16 protein-coding genes are annotated in these 19104 nt (G+C 57.8%); 7 read left to right on the top strand and 9 right to left on the bottom strand.

The window, feature by feature from the left end; all coding sequences use genetic code 11:
• The first annotated feature begins 53 nt into the window (after positions 1-53).
• Positions 54-1130 (top strand): 3-deoxy-7-phosphoheptulonate synthase, encoded by a 1077-nt coding sequence (locus A3709_RS20325; protein WP_066059036.1) that lies wholly within the window; start codon positions 54-56, stop codon positions 1128-1130.
• Positions 1131-1427: 297 nt separating this feature from the next.
• Here A3709_RS20325 and nfuA read toward each other — a convergent pair whose 3' ends face one another.
• The gene (gene nfuA / locus A3709_RS20320; protein ID WP_066059033.1) at positions 1428-2003 is read right to left on the bottom strand and encodes a Fe-S biogenesis protein NfuA; all 576 of its coding nucleotides are present in this window, start codon (positions 2001-2003) and stop codon (positions 1428-1430) included.
• A 151-nt stretch (positions 2004-2154) separates the two neighbouring features.
• Here nfuA and metH point away from each other — a divergent pair, with 151 nt between their 5' ends.
• Positions 2155-5841, top strand: a complete 3687-nt coding sequence (gene metH, locus A3709_RS20315) for a methionine synthase (protein ID WP_066059030.1) — start codon at positions 2155-2157, stop codon at positions 5839-5841.
• Positions 5842-5855: 14 nt separating this feature from the next.
• Positions 5856-6086, top strand: coding sequence for a DUF2970 domain-containing protein (locus tag A3709_RS20310; RefSeq protein ID WP_066059027.1), 231 nt, complete (start codon positions 5856-5858; stop codon positions 6084-6086).
• Between the two features lie 28 nt (positions 6087-6114).
• On the opposite strand, the gene A3709_RS24200 is transcribed toward A3709_RS20310, so the two are convergent.
• The gene (locus A3709_RS24200; protein ID WP_189520390.1) at positions 6115-6237 is read right to left on the bottom strand and encodes a methionine synthase; all 123 of its coding nucleotides are present in this window, start codon (positions 6235-6237) and stop codon (positions 6115-6117) included.
• 207 nt (positions 6238-6444) lie between these two features.
• On the opposite strand from A3709_RS24200, the gene A3709_RS20305 reads away from it, so the two are divergent.
• The 3 genes from A3709_RS20305 to A3709_RS20295 all read left to right on the top strand — a co-directional run bounded on the left by A3709_RS20305 (position 6445) and on the right by A3709_RS20295 (position 9806).
• The gene (locus A3709_RS20305) at positions 6445-8100 is read left to right on the top strand and encodes a nitrite/sulfite reductase (protein WP_066059024.1); all 1656 of its coding nucleotides are present in this window, start codon (positions 6445-6447) and stop codon (positions 8098-8100) included.
• Entirely contained in the window at positions 8093-8524 is a 432-nt protein-coding gene (locus A3709_RS20300) for a DUF934 domain-containing protein (RefSeq protein WP_066059021.1), read from the top strand. The genes A3709_RS20305 and A3709_RS20300 overlap by 8 nt, the downstream gene beginning before the upstream one ends.
• A 106-nt stretch (positions 8525-8630) precedes the next feature.
• Positions 8631-9806 carry a cation:proton antiporter gene (locus A3709_RS20295; protein WP_066059018.1) on the top strand — a complete coding sequence of 392 codons (1176 nt, stop codon included), beginning with the start codon at positions 8631-8633 and terminating at the stop codon, positions 9804-9806.
• A 266-nt stretch (positions 9807-10072) separates the two neighbouring features.
• Here A3709_RS20295 and A3709_RS20290 read toward each other — a convergent pair whose 3' ends face one another.
• The gene (locus A3709_RS20290; protein ID WP_066059015.1) at positions 10073-11002 is read right to left on the bottom strand and encodes an electron transfer flavoprotein subunit alpha/FixB family protein; all 930 of its coding nucleotides are present in this window, start codon (positions 11000-11002) and stop codon (positions 10073-10075) included.
• On the bottom strand, positions 10999-11751 hold the full coding sequence (locus A3709_RS20285; protein WP_066059011.1) for an electron transfer flavoprotein subunit beta/FixA family protein: 753 nt from the start codon (positions 11749-11751) through the stop codon (positions 10999-11001). Before A3709_RS20285 ends, A3709_RS20290 begins: the two co-directional genes overlap by 4 nt.
• 326 nt (positions 11752-12077) lie before the next feature.
• Between A3709_RS20285 and A3709_RS20280 the strand changes: the two genes are divergently transcribed.
• Positions 12078-13733 carry an electron transfer flavoprotein-ubiquinone oxidoreductase gene (locus A3709_RS20280; RefSeq protein ID WP_066059009.1) on the top strand — a complete coding sequence of 552 codons (1656 nt, stop codon included), beginning with the start codon at positions 12078-12080 and terminating at the stop codon, positions 13731-13733.
• A gap of 329 nt (positions 13734-14062) precedes the next feature.
• Here the strand turns inward: A3709_RS20280 and cysG are convergent, their stop codons facing one another.
• The 5 genes from cysG to lolA are packed head-to-tail and all read right to left on the bottom strand — an operon-like array spanning position 14063 to position 19104.
• On the bottom strand, positions 14063-15445 hold the full coding sequence (gene cysG / locus A3709_RS20275) for a siroheme synthase CysG (RefSeq protein WP_066059006.1): 1383 nt from the start codon (positions 15443-15445) through the stop codon (positions 14063-14065).
• Positions 15445-16743, bottom strand: coding sequence for a serine--tRNA ligase (gene serS, locus A3709_RS20270; protein ID WP_066059003.1), 1299 nt, complete (start codon positions 16741-16743; stop codon positions 15445-15447). The genes cysG and serS overlap by 1 nt, the downstream gene beginning before the upstream one ends.
• Positions 16744-16775: 32 nt before the next feature.
• Entirely contained in the window at positions 16776-17150 is a 375-nt protein-coding gene (gene crcB, locus A3709_RS20265; protein WP_066059000.1) for a fluoride efflux transporter CrcB, read from the bottom strand.
• 18 nt (positions 17151-17168) lie between these two features.
• A complete protein-coding gene (locus A3709_RS20260; protein ID WP_066058998.1) occupies positions 17169-18485 on the bottom strand; it encodes a replication-associated recombination protein A in 1317 nt (438 codons plus the stop codon).
• The gene (lolA, locus tag A3709_RS20255; RefSeq protein ID WP_066058995.1) at positions 18475-19104 is read right to left on the bottom strand and encodes an outer membrane lipoprotein chaperone LolA; all 630 of its coding nucleotides are present in this window, start codon (positions 19102-19104) and stop codon (positions 18475-18477) included. The genes A3709_RS20260 and lolA overlap by 11 nt, the downstream gene beginning before the upstream one ends.

The raw sequence follows: 19104 nt of genomic DNA, 5'->3' as shown, positions 1-19104 counted from the left end.
GTGGCGCTATTTTTTGCGGCAGGGAAAGCGTTTTACTCTATCAGGTAACATCCATGAGCAACAACGAAGTACACAATATTAACGTCGACTCGCAGGGCGTTCTGATCACACCGGAGCAACTGTGGGAAGCACTGCCTATGTCTGACGCAGTGCGCCAGACCGTGGCCGACAGCCGCCAGGTCATCTGGGATATTCTCGACCGCAAGGACCACCGCCTGTTTGTGGTTGTGGGCCCCTGCTCTATCCACGACACCGAAGCCGCTATGGACTATGCCCGCCGTCTCAAGGCGCTGGCAGACGAACTCGACGATACCCTGTACATCGTTATGCGTGTGTATTTCGAAAAGCCCCGCACCACGGTGGGCTGGAAAGGTCTCATTAACGACCCGCATCTGGACGACTCGTTTAAAATCGAGGAAGGCCTGCACATTGGCCGCAAGCTGTTGCTGGACATACTTGAGCTGGGCCTACCGACCTCCACCGAGGCACTGGACCCGATTTCACCCCAGTACCTGCAGGACCTGATAAGTTGGAGCGCCATTGGCGCCCGCACCACAGAATCCCAGACCCACCGCGAAATGGCCTCCGGCCTCTCCTCTGCTGTGGGCTTCAAAAACGGCACCGATGGCGGCTTGACGGTAGCCACCAACGCACTGAACTCGGTTTCCAAGCCGCACCGCTTCCTGGGTATTAACCGCCAGGGACAGGTATCAGTGTTCACCACCAAGGGCAATGCCTACGGCCATATCGTACTGCGCGGTGGTAGCGCCGGCCCGAACTACGATTCAGTCCATATTCGCCTGTGCGAAGAGGCACTGGAAAAAGCCAACCTGGCCACCAACATCATGGTCGACTGCTCACACGCCAACTCCAACAAGCAGCCTGAGTTGCAGCCGCTGGTGATTGAGAATGTGGGCAACCAGGTGGTGGAAGGCAACGACTCCATTCTGGGCCTGATGATTGAATCCAACATCAATGCGGGCAACCAGTCTATCCCCGACAACCTCGACGACCTGCAGTACGGTGTTTCTGTGACCGATGGCTGTATTGACTGGGAGACTACCGAAGCGACTCTGCGCAAGCTGCGCGATACGGTTAAGGATGCTCTTAAGGAGCGACAGGCTGGCTGACGGTCTGATCTTTCTGCAAAGAAGCCGGGCATTGTCCCGGCTTTTTTGTCTGCGCTGCTCAACACGCCGGCACAAAGATAACTCAGGTGGTTTCAAGACCGCTACGAGCCCGTCCATGGGGTCGCTTCGGCGTCCGGCATCCATGCCGCCCGACGATCTTGAAACCACCTGAGCTATCCCTGAGCCTGGGTCGGGCATCAATTGGCAGTGTGTGGCACTCCCGAACCGGCTCTTCGAGAACTAAGCCACAAAAAAGCCGGGACATTGCCCGGCTCCAGAATCCCTCGATCGTCTAAATCAGTAATAGGCCTGAGAGCGATCAGAGTGATCCGTCGTATCGCGAACCCCCGACAGCTCCGGCAGTTGCTCGAGCAGCGTTTTCTCAACGCCACCCTTAAGCGTCTGGTCCACCGCAGAACACCCCTGGCAACCGCCGCCAAACTGCAACACCGCGAACATATCATCGGTAATTTCGACCAGGCTCACTTCGCCACCGTGGGCTGCAAGTGCGGGGTTTACCTCGTTGTAGAGCACATAGTTAATGCGATCTTCCAGCGGGCTATCCTCGTTGACACGCGGCATCTTGGCATTGGGTGCCTTGATCGTGAGCTGGCCGCCCATACGATCCTTGTTGTAATCCACCAGAGCGTCTTCCAGGAACGGCAGCGAGCGACCCTCGAAGTAAGCTGTGAACTTGTCGTACTTGCGCTCTTCATCTTCTTCCTTGACGTCGCCATCGCGGCAGTAGGCAATACAGGTCTCAGCGCGGGGGGTGCCCGGCTGATTGATAAACACGCGAACGCCGAGGGCGTCTTCCTGCTTGGAGAGCAATTCAGCGAGATAATCCTGAGCGGCTTCGGTAATGGTGATCATTTACAACAATCCAGAGTAATTCAGTCGGGTATGTTATGTGAATTGGGGCCCGGAGGCTAACATTCAAGCTCTCAATCTATATCAAATTATTTTGATATAGCTATCAAGACCTGCTAGGATGCGCCCTTTTTTGACAATTGTCAGGTTGATCATGAGCTGTACCCGCAAAGAAACCCTCCTCAAGGCACTCCAGCAGCGCATTCTGGTGATTGACGGTGCCATGGGCACCATGATCCAGGGCGAAGGCCTCGAGGAGCACGATTACCGCGGAGAGCGCTTTGCCGACCACGACACCGATCTGAAGGGCAATAACGATATTCTGTGCATGACCCGCCCCGAGGTGGTCGGCAAGATCCACCGCGCCTACCTGCAGGCCGGTGCTGACATTATCGAGACCAACAATTTCAACGCCACATCGGTCGGCCAGGAAGACTACGACCTGAGCAGCATTGCCTATGAGCTTAACCTTGCCGCGGCACAGGTGGCCCGCAAAGTCGCTGACGAGGTGACCACAGAGACTCCGGACAAGCCCCGCTTCGTGGCCGGCGTGCTCGGCCCTACCCCCAAAACCGCTTCTATCTCTCCCGACGTCAACGACCCCGGCGCCCGCAGCATTACCTTCGAGCAACTGCGCGAGAGCTATTTTGAGGCGGCGCTGGCGCTGATTGAGGGTGATGTCGACATTATCCTCATTGAAACCATTTTCGATACATTGAACGCAAAAGCTGCTGTATTCGCGGTTAAGGATGCGTTTGCCCAGAGCGGCATTGAACTGCCCATTATGATTTCGGTGACCTTCCCTGACGTCAGTGGCCGGGTACTGTCCGGACACAACTCGGAAGCGTTCTACAATGCGGTGGCACACGCCAAGCCGCTGATTATTGGCAGTAACTGTGGACGTCGCTACAAGGAGATCCGCCCCTTCCTGGAAGAACTGGCGAATGCGGCAGAGTGCTATTTCAGCGCCCACCTGAATGCCGGCCTGCCCAACGCATTCGGCGAGTTCGATGAAACGCCCGAAATCATGCACGATGACTTCGCTGACTTTGCCGAACGCGGTTTCCTGAACCTTGCTGGCGGCTGCTGCGGTACCACGCCTGAACACATTAACGCCATTGGTCGCGCAGTGGACGGCAGGGCACCGAGGGTCATTCCCCAGCGCGAACGCGCCGCCCGTCTGTCTGGCCTGGAACCCTTTAACATCACGGCAGACAGCTTGTTCGTTAATGTGGGTGAACGCTGCAACGTGACCGGCTCCGCCCGTTTTAAACGCCTGATTCTGGAAGGTGACTACGAAACCGCCCTCGACGTTGCCCGCACCCAGGTGGAAGATGGCGCGCAGATCATCGACATCAACATGGATGAAGGCATGCTCGATGCCAAGGAAGCCATGGTGACCTTCCTCAACCTGGTGGCCTCCGAACCTGACATCGCCCGGGTTCCTATCATGGTGGACTCCTCCAAGTGGGACGTCATCGAGGCCGGCCTGCAATGTATTGCGGGCAAAGCGGTCGTGAACTCTATCAGCCTGAAAGCCGGTGAAGATGAGTTCCTCGAGCAAGCCCGCCTGTGCCTGAAGTATGGCGCTGCTGTTGTAGTTATGGCCTTTGACGAACAGGGTCAGGCCGACAATCTCGAGCGCCGCAAGGAAATCTGTAAACGCTCCTATGACCTGCTGGTCGAAGAAGTAGGCTTTCCGCCCCAGGACATTATTTTCGACCCCAACATTTTCGCGGTTGCTACCGGCATTGAAGAGCACAACAACTACGCTGTCGATTTCATTGAAGCAACCCGCTACATCAAGGAATCACTGCCCGGTGCACTCGTTTCCGGCGGCGTCTCTAACGTGTCTTTCTCGTTCCGCGGTAACAACCCGGTACGTGAAGCGATTCACTCCGTGTTCCTCTACCACGCCATTCGCGCTGGAATGGACATGGGCATCGTCAACGCGGGTCAGCTCGCGGTTTACGATGAACTGCCCGAAGATTTGCGAGAAGCCGTCGAAGACGTGGTACTTAACCGTCGCGACGATGGCACTGAGCGCCTGCTGGACATTGCCGAGCAATACCGCGACAGCGGTGGCAGCGGCGCCCGCACCGAAGACCTCAGCTGGCGTGAGCAGGACGTGGCCAAGCGCCTCGAATATGCGCTTGTGAAAGGCATTAACACCTATATTGAAGAAGATGCCGAAGCCGCGCGCCAGGCTTTCGACCGCCCGATCCAGGTGATCGAAGGGCCGCTTATGGACGGCATGAACGTGGTTGGCGACCTCTTTGGTGAAGGCAAGATGTTCCTGCCTCAAGTGGTAAAAAGCGCCCGCGTCATGAAACAGGCCGTTGCCTATCTGCAACCCTACATCGAAGACGAGAAAGACGGTGCCGCCAGCAGTAACGGCAAAATTCTCATGGCGACGGTAAAAGGCGATGTCCACGATATCGGCAAAAACATTGTCGGCGTTGTTCTGCAGTGCAACAATTTTGAGGTTATCGACCTCGGCGTGATGGTGCCCTGCGAGGAAATCTTGCGAGTGGCCAACGACGAAAACGTCGACATTATTGGCCTGAGCGGCCTGATCACACCCTCACTGGATGAAATGGTGCATGTCGCCTCTGAAATGCAGCGCCAGGACTTTAATGTGCCGCTGCTGATCGGTGGTGCCACTACCTCCAACGCCCATACCGCGGTCAAAATCGAGCCGAACTACGACCGCGATATTGTCGCCTATGTTCCGGACGCATCGCGCAGTGTGTCGGTTGCAACGCAATTAATGGGTGAAGCCAAGGCCGCCTTTACCGAAGAGCGTCGCGCCAACTATGAGAAGGTGCGCGAACGTATTGCCAATCGCGAGCCACGCAGCAAGCAACTAAGCTACGACGCTGCCATTGCGCGCGCACCACAGCTGGATTGGGACAGCTACAAGCCACCGAAACCTGCTTTTACGGGTGTGCGCGTATTCGACGACTTCCCGCTGGATGAACTAGTCGACACCATCGATTGGACGCCCTTCTTCATCACCTGGGAACTGGCCGGTAAATTCCCGGCCATTCTGGAAGATGAGATAGTCGGTGAACAGGCCAGCGATTTGTTCCGCGATGCCCAGGCCATGCTCAAGCGTATTGGCGACGAGAAGTTGCTCACCGCCCGTGCAGTGATCGGCTTCTGGCCGGCGCAGCGCAACGGTGCGGACGACATCACCCTATACCGCGATGAAGCGCGCAGCGAAGTGCTGACTACCCTGCACCACCTGCGCCAGCAGACCGAAAAGCCCGGCGCCAAGCCCAATCTGAGCCTGGCCGACTATGTCGCCCCCGAGGGCAGCGGCGTCGAAGACTACGTGGGCGGCTTCTGTGTCACCACCGGTCTCGGCGTGGACGAACTGGCGGCGCAGTATGAAGCCGATCACGACGACTACAACAGCATTCTCCTCAAGGCGCTGGCCGACCGTCTGGCGGAGTCTTTCGCCGAGTACATGCACCGCAAGGTGCGCACCGAATTCTGGGGCTACGCCCCTGAAGAGCAGCTGAGCAACGAAGAGCTGATCCGCGAGCGCTACCAGGGCATTCGCCCCGCCCCGGGCTACCCGGCCTGCCCGGACCACACTGAGAAGGCCACGCTGTTCGAGATTCTGGATGCGGAGAACAACACTGGGGTGGGCCTGTCCGAAAGCTATGCGATGACGCCTGCCTCTTCGGTCAGCGGTTTTTACTACGCTCACCCTGAGGCGCGCTACTTTGCCGTGGGAAAAATTGGCAAAGACCAGGTTGAAAACATTGCAGCTCGCAAGGGAGAATCAGTGGAGACCATGGAGCGCTGGCTGCGCCCTAACCTGAGCTACTGAGGAACTGAACGCCGATGACAGAGCAACCCGATGATACGTCAGGCGAAAAGGAATCCCTGAAACCGTGGCAGGTAGTATCGAGTGTGTTTGCCGCCGGGCTAGGCGTTCAAAGCAGCAAGAACCGGGAACGGGACTTCCAACAGGGTCGGGCGGGAACATTTATCGCTGCAGGCATCATTTTTACGTTGTTGTTCATCGCGGTAATGATTGCGATTGTGCAGCTAGTGCTGAAAGGAGCGGGCTAAACCACCACCCGCCCCATTCATCGATGGCTTAGGAAGGCATTCCTGACAGCCACAGGTACATGAACAGTACCACGATGGAAATAACGGCAGTGGCTGCAACCGCGTCGGCTGCGCCGTCACCTGCGTCTTTTGATGGTGTCTCTTCGGACATGTTTTGCTCCTTATGTTGGTCCTGATTGCGAGCCATTATAGCAGCAGTTCAGACAATCCCAAGGGTATGGGAAGCAGCTGATTAAACCTTTCTAACCTTATGAATATTCTTACTATTTGCAGAGCGGCAAGACGCTGCGATATCTGCTAAGCTCGCTGTCCTTTTGCAAGCGGCGAAAAGTCCGATAATCCACACGGGAAACACTAGATGTACGTTTACGATCAGTACGACCAGAAAATTCTCGACGAACGGGTGGCCCAGTACCGCGGCCAGACCGAGCGTTACCTGGCCGGCGACCTCAGCGAAGAGGAATTCCTGCCACTGCGATTGCAGAACGGCTTGTATGTACAGCGTCTTGCTCCGATGCTGCGTGTGGCCGTGCCCTACGGCCTAATGAACAGCACCCAGCTGCGCACCATAGCCCGCCTGTCGCGCGACTTTGACAAGGGCTATGTGCATATCAGCACCCGCCAGAACATTCAGTTCAACTGGCCGGAGCTCGCCGAAGTGCCTGACATGCTCGCGGAGCTGGCCAAGGTTCAGATGCATGCCATCCAGACTTCGGGTAACTGTATTCGCAACACCACCACCGACCAGTTTGCCGGCGTCGCTCGCGACGAGCTCGTCGACCCCCGCCCCTACTGCGAAATTATCCGTCAGTGGTCTACCCTGCACCCGGAATTTGCTTTCCTGCCTCGCAAGTTCAAAATCGCTGTCTGCGGTACCGAAGAAGATCGTGCCGCGGTTCGTGCTCACGATATCGGCATTGAACTGGTCAAAAACGCCGCCGGCGAAGTTGGCTATAAAGTACTCGTGGGCGGCGGCCTCGGCCGTACCCCGGTTATCGGCGTAGAGATTTGCGACTACCTCGAAAAGCAGCACCTGCTCAGCTACCTGGAAGCCATCCTGCGGGTATACAACCAGCACGGCCGCCGCGACAACAAGTACAAGGCGCGGATCAAGATCCTGGTAAAAGCCATGGGTATCGACGCCTTCCGTGAGGCGGTTGAAGCGGAATGGGCACACCTGAAAGATGGCCCCACCACGCTGACTGACGCCGAGATCGAGCGCGCCAGCTCCTTCTTCACTGAACCGGAGTACGCCCAGATCGACGCTGCAGCAGCGGAAGTCGCCCTCGCCGAGCAAGGCGCAAGCGATCCTATCTTCGCTAACTGGGTGAAGCGCAATACTGTCGCTCACCGCGTTGATGGCTACCGCATCGTCAATATCTCCCTCAAAGCCACAGGCTATGCGCCGGGCGATATTACCGATCAACAACTGGAACTCGTTGCCGATCTGGCCGACCGTTTCTCCTTCGGCGAACTGCGCAGCACCCACCAGCAGAACCTGGTGCTGGCAGACGTGCCCATGGCGGACCTCTACGAGCTCTGGCAAACACTGCAAAAATCGGGCCTGGCCACCGCGAACATTGGCTACCTCACCGACATGATCTGCTGCCCCGGCGGCGACTACTGCGCCCTGGCGAACGCCAAGTCGATTCCCGTGGCCGAATCCATCCAGGCCCGCTTCGACGACATGGACTATGTTTACGACCTGGGCCCACTGGAACTGAACATCAGCGGCTGCATGAACGCCTGCGGCCACCACCACATTGGTCACATCGGTATTCTCGGCGTCGACAAAAAAGGCGAAGAGTTCTACCAGGTCTGCCTCGGCGGCAGCCAGTCCAAGGATGCCTCCATCGGCAAAATCCTCGGCCCGTCCTTCAAACAGGAAGACATGGCGGATGTGATGGAGAAAATCCTCGGCACCTATGTCGACCTGCGCACCGAAGAGGAAAACTTCCTCGACACCTACCGCCGTGTAGGCATCGCCCCCTTCAAGGAGAAAGTTTATGCCTAAGCTGATCAAGAACGGCGCTATTGTCGAAGACACCAGCCCCGAAGTGCTGGACCTGGAGCAGTGGCTGGAATGTGAAGAGCGCGCCAGCCGCGCTGTGATCCTGGAGCCAGGTGAAATCCTGGCACCGCTGATCGATCACATCGATGAGATCCCGCTGGTAATGGTGAACTTCCCGACGTTCATGGACGGCCGCGGTTTCTCCTACGCTCGCGAGCTGCGCGATCGTGGCTATACCGGCGAAATCCGTGCGGTGGGTCACTTCATCCGCGACCAGCTGACCTACCTCGGCCGCTGCGGTTTTGACGCTTTCCAGTTCGACGACGAAAGCCTGCTGGAACCCTCGCTGGCCAGCCTGGCCGATTTCAGCGAGTACTACCAGGCCTCGGCAAATCAGGCCGATCCGCTGTTCCGTCGCCGCGCCTGAACATCCTGGCGCTGCTCCCGCCCGCGGAGCAGCGCCATATTCCGCCAGCAAGCCACTGTTTATAAAACTATTTCCTATCCACGGGCGGCTTGATTACACTGCCTGAATGGATGTCTCAATCACCTTTTCATTCTTCCTGATTTTTAGCGGCGCGGCAATCTTCGCTTCGCTAGCACTGGCCACTCGTCAACCACTGATCATCGCCTACATTGCGTTGGGCGCCTTCATCGGTCCTTACGGACTGTCATTGGTCACCGACACCAAACTCCTTGCCGACATCGGCCATATTGGCATTATCTTCCTGCTATTCCTGCTCGGCCTGGATATGCAGCCCCAGGCGTTATGGGCCACGCTCAGAAAGTCCACAGTGGTGGCGCTGTTCAGCTCGGCGATTTTCCTGGCCATGGGCTTTGGCGTTGCCTATGCCTTCGGCTACGCCACCACAGACGCCCTGGTCGTCGGCGCGGCCATGATGTTCTCCTCTACCATTATCGGTATCAAACTGTTGCCGACCACGGTGTTACACCATCGCCACATCGGCGAGTTGATGATCGGCCTGCTGCTCATTCAGGATTTGCTGGCCATCATCGTGCTAATGGTGCTGTTCAGTGCGGCCGCCGGCGACGGCGGCGAAAGCATGGGCCAGACCCTGGCGATATCGCTACTGGGTTTGCCGGTACTGGGCGGCCTCGCCCTGCTCTGCGTACGCTATGTCTTACTCCCACTCATCGCCCGCTTCGATCGCTTTCACGAGTACATCTTCCTGCTCGCCCTGGGCTGGTGTCTGGGCATGGCTGAAGCCGCCAAAGCCTTGGGTTTATCCGAGGAAATCGGGGCCTTCATCGCAGGCATCACTATTGCGACCAGTCCGATCTCGCAGTACATCGCAGTCAATCTCAAACCGCTGCGCGACTTTTTCCTGATCCTGTTCTTCTTCTCGGTGGGCGCCCGCTTTGACTTGGCCATGCTGCAAACGGTGTGGATACCGGCGCTGGTGCTGGCTGTACTGGTTCTGGGGCTCAAGCCTGTGGTCTATCGCTTTTTGCTCCAGGGCGTCAGCGAAAAGCGCGTATTGGCGTGGGACCTGGGCTTTCGGTTGGGCCAAGCCTCGGAGTTCTCGCTACTCATTGCCTACGTGTCAGTCGGCGCTGCACTGATCAGCGTACAGGCCTCACTGTTGATCCAGGCAACAACGATTATCACCCTGCTTGCGTCTAGTTATATCGTGGTGCTCAACTACCCGACGCCGATTGCTATTTCTGATCGCTTGCGGCGGGACTAGGTACGACTCTGGCTAGCCGGAACGATCAAGGACACGCCCAACCACTTCCGTTAGATTCTCAACGTACGCGACCGAACAAGGGTCGAGATCGCCAGTCATTCTTCTGAGATCGTCGGGAGCCTTAGATGGCGTGCGCCGAAGCGCGCCATGGATACCCTCGCAGCGGTCTCAGAAGAATGACTGGCGATACCGCACCGGATAGACCTGCCAGAAACAAAAAACCGGCCACAAGGGCCGGTTCTTCGCAGATTCAAAAAGTAGCTGAATTACAGCGTACTTTCGAACTCAGGCAGCGCGTCAAACAGGTCAGCTACGAGGCCGTAGTCGGCAACCTGGAAGATCGGAGCGTCTTCGTCCTTGTTGATAGCAACAATGACTTTAGAGTCCTTCATACCAGCAAGGTGCTGGATCGCGCCGGAAATGCCCACGGCGATGTAGAGGTCAGGAGCGACAATTTTACCTGTCTGACCAACCTGCATGTCGTTGGGCACGAAGCCCGCGTCAACCGCTGCGCGAGATGCGCCGATAGCGGCACCCAATTTGTCGGCAATGCCTTCCAGCAGCTTGAAGTTTTCGCCGTTCTGCATGCCGCGACCACCGGAGATAACGATGGGAGCAGAAGTCAGTTCGGGACGATCAGAAACAGCCACCTCTTCACTAACGAAGGCAGAGATGCCTGCCTCGTGAGCTGCGCCTACAGCTTCAACAGCCGCAGAACCGCCTTCGGCGGGAGCAGCGTCAAATGCTGTGGTACGTACGGTGATGACTTTCTTCGCATCGCTGCTCTTAACAGTAGCGATCACGTTACCGGCATAGATAGGACGCTTGAAAGTGTCAGCAGATTCTACCGAGATGATTTCGGAGATCTGGGCCACGTCCAGCAGCGCCGCAACGCGGGGCATGGTGTTCTTGGCGTTGGCGGTGGCCGGAGCAACGACGTTGTCGTAGCCAGCACCGACTTCAGCGATCAGCAGGCTGACGTTCTCTGCCAGCTGGTGCTCGTAGGCAGCGTTGTCAGCTACCAGTACCTTGGAAACGCCAGCAACAGCGGCAGCAGCCTGGGCTGCGCCATCACAACCAGCACCTGCTACCAGGATGTCGATGTCGCCACCCAGCGCCTGGGCAGCAGTTACCGCGTTCAGAGTAGCGCCCTTCAGGGAGCCATTGTCGTGTTCTGCAATTACCAGAGTGCTCATGAGATCACCTTCGCCTCGTTCTTCAGTTTATCCATCAGCTGATCAACATCTTCAACCTTAATACCGGCCTGACGCTCGGCGGGCGGCTCAACGCTCACCTGAGCCAGGTGGGAAGTGACTGCTACGCCGAGATCGGCGGGAGNCATGACGNCCAGCGGCTTCTTCTTNGCCTTCATGATGTTAGGCAGAGAAGCGTAGCGCGGCTCGTTCAGACGCAGGTCAGTAGTGACGATGGCAGGCAGGTTCAATGCAACTGTTTGCAGACCGCCGTCAACTTCACGGGTTACGTTCACTTTGTCGCCGTCAAGAACGACTTCAGAAGCGAAAGTACCCTGGGGCATGCCCGCGAGGGCGCCCAGCATCTGCCCAGTCTGGTTGTTGTCACCATCGATGGACTGCTTGCCCAGGATGACCAGCTGGGGCTCTTCTTTATCTACGACACCCTTGAGCAGCTTGGCTACTACGAGGGGCTCTACAGAGCCTTCAGTCTCAACCTGGATGCCGCGATCGGCGCCCAGTGCGAGTGCGGTGCGGATCTGCTCCTGGCAAGACTTGTCGCCGATAGATACGGCAACAACTTCGGTTGCTGTGCCCGCTTCCTTGAGGCGTACAGCCTCTTCTACAGCGATTTCACAGAAGGGGTTGATAGCCATCTTGACGTTATTCAGGTCAACATCACTACCATCGGCTTTGGCGCGCACTTTGACGTTGTAGTCAACGACGCGTTTAACGGCGACAAGAACCTTCATGGATTCTCCAATACGATTGTTAAGGGTGGGTTTGCGGTGCCAGGGCGATCAAAAAGCGCCCGGTACATGGTGTTTCGGCGGGGTATCTTGCCCATATTGCCCCCTCGGGTCAAGGGCGATAAACGACACGAAAGTAGACTAAATGTGCCATATTGATGATTCTCGCCATCACCCTGATTTATAGTCATTTATCCCTAAAAATTATATACTTGCGTCCCTTTGAGGAGACGGGCTCGAACTTACAAGAAGCCCGCTGCCACACACGAAAGCATCTCCCGGGGCTGGCAGCTCCCCGGGCAGGCGCCACACATTACGAGGAACACACCGTGGAAAGAGAATCGATGGAATTTGATGTCGTCATCGTCGGCGCCGGCCCCGCTGGCCTGTCCGCCGCTTGTCGCATCATGCAGCTGGCTCAGGATAAAGAGCAGGAAATCACTGTCTGCGTCGTGGAAAAAGGCTCCGAGGTCGGAGCTCACACCCTGTCTGGTGCTGTATTAGAGCCCCGCGCCCTGAACGAGTTGTTCCCCAACTGGGAGGAACTGGGTGCCCCACTCAACACCAAGGTGAAAGGTGACAAGTTCTACTTCTATACCAGCGCTACCGGCGCTATCACCCTGCCCAACTTCTTTATTCCCAAGCCCACCCACAACGACGGTAACTACATCGTCTCCATGGGTAATGTCTGCCGCTGGCTCGCCGAGCAGGCCGAAGGACTGGGTGTTGAGGTCTACCCGGGCTTTGCCGCCTCTGAAGTGCTGTTCAACGAAGATGGCAGCGTCAAAGGTATCGCCACCGGCGATATGGGCATTGCCGAAGACGGCAGCCACAAGGACTCCTACATGCCCGGCATGGAACTGCACGCCAAATACACGCTGTTCGCCGAAGGCTGCCGCGGCCACCTGGGCAAGCAGCTGATCGAGAAGTTCGGCCTGGATGCGGGCAAAGACCCCCAGCATTACGGCATCGGCATCAAGGAAATCTGGGAAATCGACCCCGCCAAGCACGATGAAGGCACCGTAGAACACGGCCTGGGCTGGCCCCTGTCCGAAAACAGCGCCACCGGCGGCGGCTTCCTGTACCACGCCGAGAACAACCAGGTATTCCTGGGCCTGATCACCGATCTGAACTATTCCAACCCGCACCTGAGTCCCTTCGAGGAATTCCAGCGCTGGAAGCACCACCCCACCGTGAGCAAGGTGATCGAAGGCGGTACTCGCCTCACCTACGGCGCCCGCGCCATCACCAAGGGCGGCTACAACTCGCTACCCAAGATGCACTTTCCAGGCGGCCTGATCATTGGCTGTGATGCCGGCACCCTGAACTCAGTGAAGATCAAGGGTAACCACACTGCCATGAAGAGCGGTATGGTTGCGGCTGAAGCCGTAGTCGAAGCGATTGGCCAGGGCGAAGAACGCAAATCTGACCTGGACAGCTTTGCAACGGCCTTCGAAGCCTCCTGGGCCTACGAAGAGCTGTACACCACCCGTAACTTCTCCGGCTTCATGCACAAGTTCGGTTTCTTGATTGGCTCCGCCATGGTCTGGCTCGACCAGAACATCTTCGGCGGCAAACTGCCCTTCACCCTGAATGACGACAAGCCTGACTACGCGACCATGAAGCCCGCGGCTGAAGCCAAGCAGATCGAGTACCCCAAGCCGGACAACAAGATCAGCTTCGACCGTCTCTCCTCGGTATTCCTCTCGAACACCAACCACGAGGAAGATCAGCCCTGCCACCTCACCCTGAAGGACGCTTCCATTCCAATGGATGTGAACTATCCGAAGTGGGATGAGCCGGCGCAGCGCTACTGCCCCGCAGGTGTTTACGAGATTGTTGAAGAGGAAGATGGCAGCAAGCGTTTCCAGATCAACGGCCAGAACTGTGTTCACTGTAAGACCTGTGACATCAAGGACCCCTCCCAGAACATCACCTGGGTGACCCCAGAAGGTTTCGGCGGTCCGAACTACCCGAACATGTAAGCTTCCTGTTCGGTACTGAAAAGGCGGGCTTCGGCTCGCCTTTTTTGTGTCTGTAGGTTTTATTCTGGCTGACCGGCCCGGGCCTGCCTGAAGCTTCTCGGAAACCGCTACAAGCACATCCGTGGGTCGCTTTGGCGTCCCGTGGATGGGCATGAATTGGTCCCGGAAGGGCTAATGCGGTGCCTGTGCCGGCTATTCAGAACAGGCCCATTGACCACGGAACCAAGCGGAACCATCGTGCAGTGACATCAAACAGGCACACATAGATAAAAACGAATAGCGCCGACAATATCTAGCCGCACCTCTGTCGGGTGAGCTCTAGAGAAAACCTAACGCCCGCGAAACCAGGCAAGATCATCGTGCAACAAGACCACACTGCCTACAATGATCAGCGTAGGAGCTCGAGGCTTTTCACGCTCAACGATCTCTACAATCGTCGACAAGGTACCAGTCAGCACGCGCTGCTCTTTGGTCGTCGCCCGTTCAATCAGTGCGATCGGCGTATCGGCTCGTCGACCATGGGCCACAAGTTGTTCGCAGATGACCGGCAGACCCACCAGTCCCATGTAGAACACCAGCGTCTCCGTCTCTGACTGAAACTGCTCCCAGTCCAGATTGATGCTGCCATCCCTGAGATGCCCTGTGGCAAAACGCACCGACTGAGCGTGGTCGCGATGGGTTAGCGGTATGCCCGAGTAGCAGGCCGCGCCGTTGCCGGCGGTAATGCCGGGCACGACCTGGAAAGGTATCTGGTGCTGGGCCAGAAGTTCGATTTCTTCGCCGCCGCGGCCAAATACAAAGGGGTCGCCACCCTTGAGGCGCACTACCCGCTTGCCCTCTTTCGCCAGGTCTACCAGCAATTGGTTGATCTCGTTTTGTGGCACCGCGTGATCATCGCGGCGCTTGCCAACGTAAATGCGTTCCGCATCGCGGCGCGCCATTTCCAGAATCGGTTCCGATACCAGGCGGTCGTAGAGCACCACGTCGGCCGTCTGTAACAGGCGCGCGGCCTTGAATGTCATCAGGTCCGGATCGCCCGGGCCTGCACCGATGAGATATACCTCACCGACATAATGAGCTTCAGTGTTAGCCAGTTGCTCTTCCAGGAGCTCCTCGGCGCGGCTTTCACGGCCGCCCATGACCTGTTCCGCAACTGTGCCCTCCATCACCTGCTCCCAGAACAAGCGCCGTGGCGTCTCCTCAGGGATGGCCTGCTTCACTCGATCGCGATAGCGACCTGCAAATTCTGCCAATGCGCCGTAGGCGCCGGGCACCATGGCCTCGATCTTGCGGCGCAGTTGACGCGCCAGCACCGGGCTGCGGCCGCTACTACTAATGGCGATGATAAGCGGATCGCGGTCGACGATGGAGGGAAAGATAAACGTGCACAAATCCGGCGAATCGACCACATTCACCGGCAGGTTCAGAGCCGTTGCGTCGGCGTGAATCTGCTCGTTCACAGCGCGATTGGGCGTAGCGGCCACCACCAGCCGCTTGTGATGCAAATCGGTCTCTGTGTACTCCGCGCGCTGCCAGATACCGCCGTGCTCTGCGAGCAGGCCCTCGAGTTCATCGCTGACCTCGGGGGCAACCACCGTCAGATTTGCACCAGCCCTGAGCAGCAGACGCGCCTTGCGGGTGCCGACGGTGCCGCCGCCCACTAATACAACTGGCGCGTCCCTAAGGCGGAAGCAGACCGGTAGGTATTGCATCAGGCGATGAGCACCTCGATGCCACCCATGTAGGGTCGCAGTGCCTCGGGCACTTCGATGCTGCCGTCGTCGCGCTGATAGTTCTCCATAATCGCGACCAGTGTGCGGCCTACAGCCAGGCCAGAGCCATTGAGGGTGTGCAGCAACTCCGGCTTGCCCGTTTCCGGGTTGCGCCAGCGCGCCTGCATGCGGCGGGCCTGGTAATCACCGAAGTTGGAGCAGGAGGAAATCTCACGGTAGGTGTTCTGCGCCGGCAGCCACACTTCCAGGTCGTAGGTTTTGCGGGCGGAGAAACCGATGTCACCGCCACACAGAATCACCTTGCGGTACGGCAGGTTCAGCCGTTGCAGCACCTTCTCCGCGTGACCGGTGAGCTGTTCGAGGGCGTCGTCAGACTGGGTTGGGCGTACAAACTGCACGAGTTCGACCTTTTCAAACTGGTGCTGGCGAATGATACCGCGGGTGTCACGTCCATAGCTGCCGGCTTCGCTGCGAAAACACGGCGTGTGGCAAGCGAACTTTACGCCCTGCTCACCCAGTTCCGCATCGTCAAATATACGATCGCGGCCCACATTGGTCACAGGCACCTCGGCCGTGGGGATCAGGTAATAGCCCTGATCCGTCTCTAGCTTGAACAGGTCCTCTTCAAACTTGGGCAGCTGTCCGGTGCCACGCAGGGAATCGCGATTCACAATGTAGGGGACGTAGATCTCGCTATAACCATGCTCGCCGGTGTGCAGGTTGAGCATGAACTGAATGAGCGCGCGATGCATGCGGGCGACATTGCCGTACATCACGTTGAAACGTGAGCCGGTGATTTTGCCCGCCGTCTCAAAGTCCATCTCGCCCAGTGCTTCACCGAGCTCCACATGATCTTTGGCTTCGAACGCCAGTGCAGTAGGTTCTCCCCAGCTGGCGACCTCTACGTTGTCGTCTTCCGAGGCTCCCTCGGGAACCTCGTCTGCAGGGATATTGGGCACGGCCAGCAACAGGTCTTCCAGCTCGGCCTGTACCTGCTTGGCTTCGCCGGTCAGATCGTCGATCTGGGCAGCAATTTTCTCCAGTGTTTCGTTCACCTGGGCCTTGGCGTCATCTACGCTCATACCCTGGCCGATTAACGCACCAATCTGCTTCGATGCAGCCTTGCGCTCTGCCAACAGATTCTGGGATTCCACGTCGGCCTGCTTGCGACGCGCGTCCAGGGCAACAAACCCGGCCACGTCAAATTCAAATCCGCGTTTCTTCAGTGCGTCGGCAACCGCTTGTGGGTCCTGCCGAACGACCTTGATATCCAACATAATGTGTTTCCTAAACTAACCAGTCAGCGGGTTCAGACAATCGCCCGCGTCAATTGAATCGATATTCCAGCCATCAGAACGCACAAAACGGAGCTGGCAGCCATATAACCTAGGGCGTGCGCCGTGTGTCCGTTCTCGAACATGGCTATGGTTTCTAGGGAGAACGTCGAGAACGTCGTAAACGCTCCCAGAAAGCCCACCATAAGCACTCCGCGCCAATCCGGGTGAACCACCTGTCGCTCGACGAGGACAAATACAACCCCGATAGCGAAGGAGCCTGCCATATTGACCAGCAGCGTTCCCACGGGCCAGCGGCCTTCCCACAGCTGGTGAATCCAGCCTGCAAGCAGATAGCGTGACACGGCACCGGCAGCGCCGCCGAGGGCAATAAACAGCAGGTATTTCATGAGATCAGGCGGAGTGGCTTAATCGTAGCGGCGTATTGTACTGCTTTTGTCTCGCGCGCGCAGGTAGTCTAGTTTTTCCTGAATTTTCTTTTCCAGGCCCCGATCAACAGGGAAATAATACTGGCGATCGCGCAGAGACTCAGGGAAGTAATTCTCCCCCGCGGCATAGCCGCCCTCCTCATCGTGGGCGTAGCGATACTCCGCACCGTAATCCATGTCTTTCATCAGGTTGGTGGGGGCGTTGCGCAGGTGCAGCGGCACCTCCTCGCTCTCGCCGGCGCCGATCTCGCTGCGCGCCACGTTATAGGCGTTATACACTGCATTGCTTTTGGCAGCGCAGGATAGATAGACAATGGCCTGGGCGACAGCCAACTCGCCCTCAGGGCTGCCAAGACGTTCCTGTACCTGCCAGGCATCTAGGCTGATTGTCAGGGCGCGAGGGTCGGCATTGCCGATGTCTTCACTGGCCATACGCACCACGCGCCGAGCCACATATAAAGGATCACAGCCGCCGTCGAGCATTCGGCAGAACCAGTACAGTGCCGCGTCGGGTGCACTGCCCCGCACCGCCTTGTGCAGCGCGCTGATCTGGTCGTAAAAAAGGTCGCCGCCCTTGTCAAAACGCCGCAGCGAGGCCTGTAGCACTTCCGCCAGGGTTTCCTCGGTAATAACCCCGTTATCGGCCAGATCAGCGGCCAGCTCCAGCAGATTGAGGGCCCGGCGGGCGTCGCCGTCCGCCTGTGCTGCAATGAGCTCGAGACAGGCTTGCGACACCTGGATGTCGTCACCGAGTAGCGCAGCACCTCGCTGCAGCACACCGAGCAATTCGCCACTGTCCAGGGAGCGCAGCTTGTAGACCCGCGAGCGCGACAGCAGTGCATTGTTGAGTTCAAAGGAAGGGTTTTCCGTTGTTGCACCGATAAAAATAACGGTGCCGTCCTCCACATAGGGCAAAAACGCGTCCTGTTGGGACTTGTTGAAGCGGTGCACCTCGTCGACAAACAGCACCGTGTCTTTGCCGGAGGCCTTGTGCTGCCTCGCCTGGGCAATCGCCTCGCGAATTTCCTTAACGCCGGATAACACCGCCGAAATCTGCAGGAAGTGCGCATCTGCCTGCTGGGCAGCAATACGCGCCAAGGTGGTTTTACCCACGCCCGGCGGGCCCCAGAAGATGCAGGAGTGAAGGTGGCGCTGATCGATCGCCCGCCGCAGCGGCTTACCTGGCGCGAGCACGTGGGTCTGCCCGGCGTAGGTCTCGAGATCAACAGGCCTCAGTCGTGCGGCCAGAGGCTGATAGCCGGGATCCTCGGTTGCAGCAAACAGGTCATTGCTCATGATAGAAAAGGTCCACGCCCTCAGGCGGCGTGAACGCGAAATCTGCCGGTGTCAGGCCAGCTTCGGTAGTGAGCTCGCTAAAGCGGATATCCAGCCGCTGGCCGAGGCCATCGACGACCACCATGCCCTGTAGCGCGCCGCCTGGCAGACTCAGGGTTAACGCCTTGAATCCTGCCTGATCGTCCCGGGGAACCAGGCGAAACACGCCGTCAGGGAGCGAGGCAATGCTGTAGTTCTGGCGCAGCGTTTCTATATCGCCACCGAGGACCTGCAGCGGTGAAGCGGTAGCGCCGGTGTCCACCGGTCTGCGGGTGACCGTTTCCAGATCTCGATCGAAATGCCAGACGTAGTCCAGATCGGCAATGATCAACTGGCTGTCGGGCGATTGAATATCCCAGGCAAAGTAACCTGGCCGCAACAAGCTGAAGCTGCCTTTGCTAACACTGATCAACTCGTCTGAGCCCGGGCCGTACTGGTCCTGGACAAATTGACCGGTCATCTGGGTAAGCCCCTTTAACTGGGCAGTGAGCGCCGCAGCGGGATCTTCCTCGGAACGAACAATGCCTGCTACAAAGCACAGGCCCAATACGGCAATTGCCAGAACGCGTGTGGCTATCAT

Origin of the sequence: Halioglobus sp. HI00S01, from assembly GCF_001635445.1 — a bacterium.
Classification (GTDB): domain Bacteria; phylum Pseudomonadota; class Gammaproteobacteria; order Pseudomonadales; family Halieaceae; genus Halioglobus; species Halioglobus japonicus.
The sequence above is the reverse complement of the archived record's forward strand: the minus strand, read 5'-3'. Positions and strand labels throughout refer to the sequence as shown.